Genomic DNA, 8,523 nt, shown 5'->3' with positions numbered 1-8,523 from the left:
GTCATCCAGTGCTTTCAAAACTTTCCCTTGATGAAGCTAAAAAACAAATTACTGATACTGAGGATGCGCTAACTAAAGTGTTGGGTTCTAGTTCAAAACTCATGCGTCCGCCTTATGGAGCCATTACAGACGACATTCGCAATAGCTTAGATTTGAGCTTTATTATGTGGGATGTAGATAGTCTGGACTGGAAGAGTAAAAATGAAGCATCTATTTTGACAGAAATTCAGCGTGAAGTCAAGAATGGTTCTATTATTCTCATGCATGATATCCATGCTGAAACAGTGAATGCTTTACCAAAGGTCATTGACTATTTGAAAGGTCAGGGTTATGACTTTGTGACAATTCCAGATTTGTTAGACTCTCGTCTTAAAGCTCATCAGCTCTATTACGACCGCAATCAATAATACACAAAATCTAAAGAGAAAAGTTTTCCTTGAAAATTTGGCTCTTTGGATTTTCTTCTCATAGAAAGGAAAAATAATGAAATCTTATACTTTAAACAATGGTGTTACAATTCCAGTACTGGGATTTGGAACCTGGAAAGCTGAAAATGGAGAGATTGCCTATCAAGCTGTACTAGAGGCTTTAAAGGCAGGCTATCGCCATATCGATACGGCAGCTATTTATAAAAATGAAGAAAGCGTTGGTCGTGCCATTCAAGATAGTGGCGTTCCGCGTGAGGAAATTTTTGTAACCAGTAAATTGTGGAATACAAATCATAGCTATGAGCAATCTCGTCAGGCTTTTGAAGAGTCTTTAGAGAAGCTGGGCTTGGAATATTTGGATTTGTATTTGATTCATTGGCCAAATCCAAAACCGCTCAGAGAAAATGACCAATGGAAAATCCGAAATGCAGAAGTTTGGAGAGCGATGGAAGACCTCTATCAAGAAGGCAAAATCCGTGCTATTGGAGTTAGTAATTTCCTTCCCCATCATTTGGATGCCTTGCTTGAAACAGCAAAAATTCTTCCAGCGGTCAATCAAATCCGCTTGGCGCCAGGTGTGTATCAAGAGGAAGTCGTAGATTACTGTCGAGAAAAAGGAATTTTATTGGAAGCTTGGGGACCTTTTGGTCAGGGAGAACTGTTTGATAGCAAGCAAGTGCAAGAAATAGCGCTAAATCACGGAAAATCGGTTGCTCAAATAGCCTTGGCCTGGAGCTTGGCAGAAGGATTTTTACCGCTTCCGAAATCTGTCACAGCATCTCGTATTCAGGCTAATCTTGATTGCTTTGGAATTGAATTGAGTCATGAGGAACGTGAAACCTTAAAAACAATTGCTGTTCAGTCTGGTGCTCCACGAGTTGATGATATGGATTTCTAGAAAATCATAAAAAGAATTGTACATTGTTCCAATTTTTGATATAATAGTCAGCAGGAAAGAAAGTCTTATGGCGTTCTTCAAGCGAGCTTGGGATAGTGGGAGCCAAGTAGGACAAAATAAAGAGCTGGCGCTTTCTGTAGTATTTTCAAAAACAATGAAGTAATAAATTAGGGTGGAACCGCGTTTTTGACGCCCCTAGGTTAAATCAACCTAGGATTGTCGGACGCGGTTCTTTCGCTTATTCAGTCTATTATGTGAAAGAAAGGAGAGACGTGGAAAACCTTTATCTTGTAAAAGACGATAGTCAACTAGCTACATTTCGTGATTTTGTAGTAAGAAATACTGAAAAGTTGAAAGATTATCAATCTTTTTTAAAGAATGAACTTGCAGTCTGTGATTTACCGCAAGCCATTATTTGGTCAAGTTTTAATGCTGCTACACAGATTATTAGGGAAAGTGCAGTTCCAGCCTATACAAATAATAGACGAATGGTTATGACGCCTGATTTAGCTGTTTGGAAAGAGTTGTATTTGTATCAGTTGATGGACTACGAGTGTTCTCAGCAAACTCAAGCAATAGAAAGTCACTATCATTCTTTATCTGAAAATTTCCTCTTACAGATTGTAGGACATGAGTTAGCTCATTGGTCGGAGTATTTTTTAGATGATTTTGATGGTTACGACTCTTATATATGGTTCGAAGAGGGGATGGTTGAATATATTAGTCGCAAGTATTTCTTGACAGAAGAGGAATTTCAAGCGGAAAAAATTTGTAATCAATCTCTTGTAGAACTTTTTCAGAAGAAGTATGGTTGGCATTCATTGAATGATTTTGGTTCTTCGACTTATGATAAGAACTATGCAAGTATTTTTTACGAATACTGGCGTAGTTTTTTGACAATAGATAAGTTGGTAGAAAATCTAGGTAGTGTACAAGCGGTCTTCGATTCTTATCATTTATGGGCAAATACAGATAAAACTCTACCCTTATTAAATTGGTTTGTTCAGCAGAAATTAATTGAAAAAGAAATATAAAAACTAAAGGAGTAAACAATGTCTAAGAAATTAACATTTCAAGAAATTATTTTGACTTTGCAACAATTTTGGAATGACCAAGGTTGTATGCTTATGCAGGCTTATGATAATGAAAAAGGTGCGGGGACAATGAGTCCTTACACTTTCCTTCGTGCTATCGGACCTGAGCCATGGAATGCGGCTTATGTAGAGCCATCACGTCGTCCTGCTGACGGTCGTTACGGAGAAAACCCGAACCGTCTTTACCAACACCACCAATTCCAGGTGGTCATGAAGCCATCTCCATCAAACATCCAAGAACTTTACCTTGAGTCTTTGGAAAAATTGGGAATCAATCCTTTGGAACACGATATTCGTTTCGTTGAGGATAACTGGGAAAATCCATCGACTGGATCTGCAGGTCTCGGTTGGGAAGTTTGGCTTGATGGTATGGAAATCACTCAGTTCACTTACTTCCAACAAGTAGGTGGATTGGCAACTGGCCCTGTGACTGCGGAAGTTACCTATGGTTTGGAGCGTTTGGCTTCTTACATTCAAGAAGTAGACTCTGTCTATGATATCGAGTGGGCTGATGGTGTAAAATACGGAGAAATCTTTATCCAGCCTGAGTATGAGCACTCAAAATATTCATTTGAAATTTCAGATCAAGAAATGTTGCTGGAAAACTTTGATAAGTTTGAAAAAGAAGCTGGTCGTGCCTTGGAAGAAGGATTAGTGCACCCTGCCTATGACTATGTTCTCAAATGTTCACATACCTTTAACCTGCTTGATGCGCGTGGTGCCGTATCTGTAACAGAGCGCGCAGGCTATATCGCTCGTATCCGTAACTTGGCCCGTGTCGTAGCCAAAACCTTTGTCGCAGAACGCAAACGCCTAGGCTACCCACTTTTGGATGAAGAAACAAGAGCTAAACTCTTAGCAGAAGACGCGGAATAAAGAAAGTGACAAATTACGAAAATGGGCGAACAGTGTGAGCCCTGAACCAGTTGCTGCAGTGATGAAGGTATCCTTAGTGAAACTAAGGATACTAGGCAAAATTGGAGACTTTTGGCTCCAATTTTAGCAATGAAACAACGAAGTTGATTGCTTGCGTGCCAATCACATAAGGCAAACTGGAAAATAAAAAGATATTTTTCGGAGAAAAAACATGACAAAAAACTTATTAGTAGAACTCGGTCTTGAAGAATTACCAGCCTATGTTGTTACGCCAAGTGAAAAACAACTAGGCGAAAAAATGGCAGCCTTCCTCAAGGAAAACCGTCTGTCTTTTGAAGCTATTCAGACCTTCTCAACACCACGTCGTTTGGCTGTTCGTGTGACTGGTCTTGCAGATAAACAGTCTGATTTGACTGAAGATTTTAAGGGGCCAGCAAAGAAAATTGCCTTGGATAGTGATGGAAATTTTACCAAAGCAGCTCAAGGATTTGTCCGTGGAAAAGGATTGACTGTTGAAGATATCAAATTCCGTGAAATCAAGGGTGAAGAATATGTCTATGTTACCAAGGAAGAAATTGGTCAAGCAGTTGAAGCCATTGTTCCTGGTGTTGTAGATGTCTTGAAGTCCTTGACTTTCCCTGTCAGCATGCATTGGGCTAACAACACCTTTGAATACATCCGCCCTGTTCACACTTTAACTGTTCTTTTAGATGAAGAAGAGTTTGACTTGGATTTTCTTGATATTAAGGGTGATCGTGTGAGCCGTGGTCATCGTTTCTTGGGACAAGAAACTAAGATTCAGTCAGCATTGAGCTACGAAGAAGACCTTCGTAAGCAGTTTGTAATCGCGGATCCTCGTGAACGTGAGCAAATGATTGTTGACCAAATCAAAGCAATCGAAACTGAGCATGGTGTACATATCGAAATTGATACGGACTTGCTTAATGAAGTCTTGAACTTGGTTGAATACCCAACTGCCTTTATGGGAAGTTTTGATGCCAAATACCTTGAAGTTCCAGAAGAAGTTTTGGTGACTTCGATGAAGGAACACCAACGGTACTTTGTTGTCCGTGATCAAGATGGTAAACTCTTGCCAAACTTCATTTCTGTTCGTAATGGAAACGCAGATCATTTGGAAAATGTCATCAAAGGAAATGAAAAAGTCTTGGTAGCTCGCTTGGAAGACGGAGAATTCTTCTGGCGTGAAGACCAAAAATTGGTGATTTCAGATCTTGTTGAAAAATTAAACAATGTAACCTTCCATGAGAAAATTGGTTCCCTTCGTGAACACATGATTCGTACTGGTCAGATTGCTATTCTCTTGGCAGAAAAAGCTGGTTTGTCAGCGGATGAAACGATTGACCTAGCCCGTGCAGCAGCCATTTACAAGTTTGACTTGTTGACAGGTATGGTTGGTGAGTTTGACGAACTCCAAGGAATTATGGGTGAAAAATATGCCCTTCTTGCTGGGGAAACTCCAGCGGTAGCAGCTGCTATTCGTGAACACTACATGCCTACATCAGCCGAAGGAGAACTTCCAGAGAGCAAGGTTGGAGCCATTCTAGCCATTGCAGACAAATTGGATACGATTTTGAGTTTCTTCTCAGTAGGCTTGATTCCATCAGGTTCTAATGACCCTTATGCCCTTCGTCGTGCGACGCAAGGTGTGGTTCGTATCTTGGATGCCTTTGGTTGGCACATTGCTATGGACGAGCTGATAGATAGCCTTTATGCATTGAAATTTGACAGCTTGACTTATGAAAATAAGGCAGAGGTTATGGATTTTATCAAGGCTCGTGTTGATAAGATGATGGGTTCTACTCCAAAAGATATCAAGGAAGCCGTTCTTGCAGGATCAAACTTTGTTGTGGCGGATATGTTGGAAGCAGCAAGTGCTCTTGTAGAAGCAAGTAAGGAAGAAGACTTTAAACCATCTGTTGAATCACTTTCTCGTGCCTTTAATTTGGCTGAGAAGGCAGAAGGAATTGCTACAGTTGATTCAGCTCTCTTTGAGAATGAAGAAGAGAAAACTTTGGCAGAAGCAGTAGAATCACTCGTTTTGTCAGGGACTGCCAGTCAGCAATTGAAACAACTCTTTGCTCTTAGCCCAGTCATTGATGCATTCTTTGAGAATACCATGGTTATGGCTGAAGATCAGACTGTTCGACAAAATCGTTTGGCAATCTTGTCGCAATTAACCAAGAAAGCAGCTAAACTTGCACGTTTTAATCAAATCAATACTAAATAAAATCTGTTAAACGGATTAAATCTTATCATAAAGGAGAGAAACATGAATCCTAAAAAAATTGATCGTATTAACGAGCTTGCCAAAAAGAAAAAAACAGAAGGCTTGACCCCAGAAGAAAAAGTAGAACAAGCCAAACTACGTGAGGAGTACATCGAAGGTTATCGTCGCACTGTTCGTCACCACATCGAAGGGATTAAAATTGTGGACGAAGAAGGAAACGATGTTACACCAGAGAAACTACGTCAAGTCCAACGTGAAAAAGGGTTACATGGCCGTAGTCTCGATGATCCAAATTCATAATAAGTATTCTTTCTTTTAATAAGGATAGATAAAATAATAACCAAAAGACTAGCAGTTTTTGTCTGCTAGTCTTTTTTCGCTAAAAAAGGAACCAAAATGGTTCCTAAAAGTATTAGTTACTTGCGCCAGATGTAGCGTCTGCGCCACCACCGTGGCCTCCAGCATCACCTGCATCAGAAGCTCCAGATGTAGCATCTGCATCGCCGTGACCATGTCCGCCAGCAGGAGCTGCAGCATTTCCACCGACTAGACGTTGACCAGTTGTATTGAGGTACCAGTCAAGCCATGGTTGGAAATTAAAGATGATTTCATTAATTCCGGCATATGAACCATCTGGATAGTACATTGCTTGGTAATTATGGGTATTAATAACGCCTTCTGGTGTTCCTGGCACAATTGTACGGACATATTCTTGGTCCCCATTACGCAATACGCCGACAACCCATTCAACGTTTTTCATTCTAGAATCTGGCAATGTACCGTGTACTGTTCCTAATCTATTTCCTGATTGAGCACGTACACGTTTACCAAACATTGTATCTGGGTCTTGGTGTGCGTTATTAAAGTACAAGAATTGATTATTATCATCTGCAAATGTCAATTCAAATGGCATTGCCTTCAAGAACATATCAATTTGGTTAACTGTCAAGATACCGTGGTCTAATTTAACGTAAGTATCTCCAGAAACAGCTCCAACAAGTTCAGCAGCTTTTTCTACCCATTCAGGATCATCTGGATCAACACCTTGGATGGTAGTTGCAATTGAATTTGTACAATATAAGTCTTCTGGTGCGATTGGTTTTGGTTTTTTCAATTTTGAAACGACTCCCACATATTTTACAAAGTTGTCTAAACATGTTTCAAGGAAATTAATAGTTCCTTCGTTTGTGATATTCCCCTCTGAGTCAAAAGCTTCTTTAGCTTTACCAAGAAGGAATTCATTTCCAGGAAGAGTGTAGGCATTGACTCCAGGTGCATCAAGAATTTTACGAAGGTGAACTTGGGCACGAGAAGTACCTTGGTCGTAGTAAGAAGCACCCACAATCATAACTGGCTTGTTTTCAAATGGATGAACTTCGTATGAAAGCCATTCGAGAACAGATTTTAGGGAAGCTGTGATAGTGTGGTTGTGCTCAGGAGTTGCAATGATAACACCATCAGCCCGTGTGATTTTATTATAAAGATAACGTAATTGGAAACTTTCATCCCATTTTTCATCTTGGTTAAACATTGGAACTTCGTCAATTTCAAGCACTTCTAATTCAAATTTTAGTTTGAAGTGACGACGGATAAATTCCAAGAGTTTACGGTTATATGATTGATCGTAATTTGTTCCTACAAGTCCAACAAATTTCATTCTTTCTGCTCTCCTATTTTACAAATTTTCCCAGTCAAAATCTTCGGCATCTTTGCGAAGTAATTCTTTCGCATTGCGCAATTTTTCTGTAATTTTTACAAAGATACGGTAGTCGTCAAAAATGGCATCCATTTTTTGAATAACATCAAGATCCACTAAATCTCCATTGTTATTGAAGGCTTGAAGAGAATGTGAAAGCAAGAATTCATCTGGAAGGACACTTGCTTTAATTTCTGGGGCATTCAAGATTTGGCGAAGTTGCATTTGAGCACGTGATGAACCAAGTGTACCGTAAGAAGCACCAGTAATCATGATTGGTTTGTTCAAAAGTGGGTAAATACCGTATGACAACCAAGCAAGAGCGCTCATCAAAACAGCTGGGATAGAGTGGTCATACTCAGGAGTACCGATAATAACGCCATCTGCCTCTTCAATTTTAGCAGCAATTTCTAAAATTTCAGCAGGTACTTGCTTGTCAGCTGGTTTATTGAAGACAGGAATGTCTTTAATTTCAACAAGTTCAATTTCAGCTTTTTCAGCAAAGTGTTTTTGCATGTATTGAAGCAATTGGCGGTTTGTAGAACGTTTTGAATTTGTTCCAACAATAGCAATAAGTTTTAACATGAGATTTCCTTTCTCTTTTTACATAATACGATTTTAAAACTCCATTGAAACATCTATTTCTATAGAGTAGGAATTCCTGAAGAACAGCTTAGGTGACCTTCCTTATCGATGAGGATAGCTTCGATGCCCTCTAAACTTTCGACTTGCCAGAGGATAGAAGTCGGTCTTTCTCCAAAAAGACGAGTTGTCCATATTTCACCATCAACGGATTTATCAGAGATGATGGTGAGACTCGCTAGTTCCGTTTCAACAGGATATCCTGTTTGACTGTCAAAAATATGATGATAATCTTTTCCATCGATAGTCAGGTGACGTTCATAAATGCCTGAAGTCACGACAGATTGATTGACAGCAGGGATGGTCATTAAGTGATTTCCCCTCGGATTGGCTGGGTCTTGAATCCCGATTTGCCAAGGCTGATTTCCTCTTGCCTGATTTTTTCCAATAGTCAGGATATTCCCTCCCAGATTGATCAAGGCAGATGTTACTCCCTCTTCTCTCAGAAATTGGGCAACTTTATCCGCACTATAACCCTTGGCTAAACAACCAAGATCAATCTTCATTCCTTTTTGTTTCAAAAACACAGTGGAAGTGGAAGAATCTAACTCGATATAATGAGGATTGATTAAAGGTAGCACCGATTCAATTTCTTGAGGCTGGGCGACCTTGGCATCCGAAAAACCGATACGCCAGGTTTG

9 protein-coding genes are annotated in these 8,523 nt (G+C 39.8%); 6 read left to right on the top strand and 3 right to left on the bottom strand.

Annotation, left to right across the window (positions count from 1 at the left end; translation table 11 throughout):
• From ACLNCN_RS01730 to ACLNCN_RS01705, 6 genes are all read left to right on the top strand, one after another.
• Nucleotides 1–407, top strand: a 407-nt coding sequence (locus ACLNCN_RS01730) for a polysaccharide deacetylase family protein (protein WP_424844501.1), incomplete at its 5' end; no start/stop codon positions are given.
• Nucleotides 408–483: 76 nt separating this feature from the next.
• On the top strand, nt 484–1,326 hold the full coding sequence (locus tag ACLNCN_RS01725; RefSeq protein ID WP_143951896.1) for an aldo/keto reductase: 843 nt from the start codon (nt 484–486) through the stop codon (nt 1,324–1,326).
• Between the two features lie 272 nt (nt 1,327–1,598).
• A complete protein-coding gene (locus ACLNCN_RS01720; RefSeq protein WP_424844500.1) occupies nt 1,599–2,360 on the top strand; it encodes an elongation factor Tu in 762 nt (253 codons plus the stop codon).
• A gap of 18 nt (nt 2,361–2,378) precedes the next feature.
• Nucleotides 2,379–3,296 (top strand): glycine--tRNA ligase subunit alpha, encoded by a 918-nt coding sequence (gene glyQ / locus ACLNCN_RS01715; protein ID WP_000038736.1) that lies wholly within the window; start codon nt 2,379–2,381, stop codon nt 3,294–3,296.
• 211 nt (nt 3,297–3,507) lie between these two features.
• On the top strand, nt 3,508–5,544 hold the full coding sequence (glyS, locus tag ACLNCN_RS01710; RefSeq protein WP_424844499.1) for a glycine--tRNA ligase subunit beta: 2,037 nt from the start codon (nt 3,508–3,510) through the stop codon (nt 5,542–5,544).
• A 42-nt stretch (nt 5,545–5,586) separates the two neighbouring features.
• Nucleotides 5,587–5,844, top strand: coding sequence for a DUF896 family protein (locus ACLNCN_RS01705; RefSeq protein WP_084926631.1), 258 nt, complete (start codon nt 5,587–5,589; stop codon nt 5,842–5,844).
• A gap of 112 nt (nt 5,845–5,956) precedes the next feature.
• Here the strand turns inward: ACLNCN_RS01705 and ACLNCN_RS01700 are convergent, their stop codons facing one another.
• From ACLNCN_RS01700 to ACLNCN_RS01690, 3 genes are all read right to left on the bottom strand, one after another.
• Entirely contained in the window at nt 5,957–7,201 is a 1,245-nt protein-coding gene (locus tag ACLNCN_RS01700; protein ID WP_424844498.1) for an NAD(P)H-dependent oxidoreductase, read from the bottom strand.
• A gap of 18 nt (nt 7,202–7,219) precedes the next feature.
• Nucleotides 7,220–7,825 (bottom strand): NADPH-dependent FMN reductase, encoded by a 606-nt coding sequence (locus ACLNCN_RS01695; RefSeq protein ID WP_424844497.1) that lies wholly within the window; start codon nt 7,823–7,825, stop codon nt 7,220–7,222.
• Between the two features lie 59 nt (nt 7,826–7,884).
• Nucleotides 7,885–8,523: FAD:protein FMN transferase (locus ACLNCN_RS01690; protein ID WP_424844496.1), on the bottom strand; the 639-nt coding region annotated here is incomplete at its 5' end.

It is taken from the genome of Streptococcus sp. CL8.13, assembly GCF_049737895.1.
Note: the sequence above shows the minus strand (reverse complement) of the source record. Positions and strands in the feature narration are given on the sequence as shown.